Source organism: Psychrobacter sp. TWP2-1-2 (genome assembly GCF_049896785.1).
In the GTDB taxonomy this organism is placed as follows: Bacteria; Pseudomonadota; Gammaproteobacteria; order Pseudomonadales; family Moraxellaceae; genus Psychrobacter.
Map to the genome: position 1 here is coordinate 1 of NZ_JAFCVA010000044.1, position 1,198 is coordinate 1,198.

Sequence of the window (1,198 nt, forward strand, 5' to 3'; positions counted from 1 at the left end):
TTATCATCTAGCGCCGTAAAACCACGTCCTTCTAGGGCGTGGATATCAGGCGTCAACCGTTGTCACCTAAGATTGAACATACCTTGATAACCAAATACATTGAGATCATAATTACCCCATGAAAACGCTCAAACTACGCATCAAAGACAAACATGCCACTCAGCTAAATATCTTAGCGGGGTCGGTTAACTTTGTCTGGAATTACGTCAATGAGCTAAGTTTTAAACACCTCAAGCGTACTGGTCAATTCTTTTCGGCTTATGATTTGGCTACTTACACCAAAGGTGCGGGTGAATATCTAAACCTACACAGCCAAACCTTACAAGCAGTGACCGAAACCCATGCCAAGGCTCGTAAACAGTTTAAAAAAGCCAAACTCAACTGGCGCACCAATAACCCTAAAGCCAAACGTAGTTCTCTTGGTTGGATTCCGTTTAAAAAGACCGCTATTAAGCATATTAGCACCCGCCAAAGTGGTAAAAAGTGTCTAAAAAGCACCCTACAATTCAGCTTAGCTAAAGGTAAAAAACTCACTATTGACCTATGGGACAGCTATAACTTAGCGCTCTACACCATCAATACTTGCGAATTGGTACAGGACAATCGCGGTCACTGGTACGTCTGTGTGACGGTTAAAGAATTTCCAAAAACAGCGTGTGGCACTGGTCAAGTCGGTATCGATTTAGGCTGCAAAGATTCAGCAGTCAGTAGTGATGGCGACAAACTGCAAACCAAAGTCACTCATCAATACGCTGAAAAACTGTCCATTGCTCAAAGAGCTAAGAATAAAAAGCGGGTCAAGGCCATTCACGCCAAGATTAAAAATACCCGTCAAGACCTCATTCATAAATTCACATCAAAGCTTGTCAAAGCCAACAGCCTAATTGTTGTTGGTAAAATCAAATCAACATCATTCACTAAGGGCAAACTGGCCAAATCCGTCTATGACGCAGGTTGGTTTGAAATTAAGCGGCAACTGGATTATAAATGCGCGAACGCAGGTTGCCACTATATCGAAGTGAATGAAGTGTACACCACCCAAACCTGCTCGTGTTGCGGCTCTCGCCAAGACAGTCCGAAAGGTAGATCAGCGCTTGGTATAAGAGTATGGTTTTGTCGTTCTTGTAAAACGACCCATAACAGAGACGTTAATGGAGCAAAAAACATTCTCGCGGTCGGGCTTGGCCGTCTTTAGTAG

The 1,198-nt window shown here is 43.3% G+C and carries 1 protein-coding gene; it reads left to right on the forward strand.

What is annotated here, in order from left to right:
• Window positions 1–118 precede the first annotated feature (118 nt).
• Complete coding sequence (locus tag ACP7AE_RS14150; RefSeq protein WP_426243857.1) at window positions 119–1,195, forward strand: RNA-guided endonuclease InsQ/TnpB family protein; 1,077 nt, start codon at window positions 119–121, stop codon at window positions 1,193–1,195.
• Window positions 1,196–1,198: the final 3 nt, after the last annotated feature.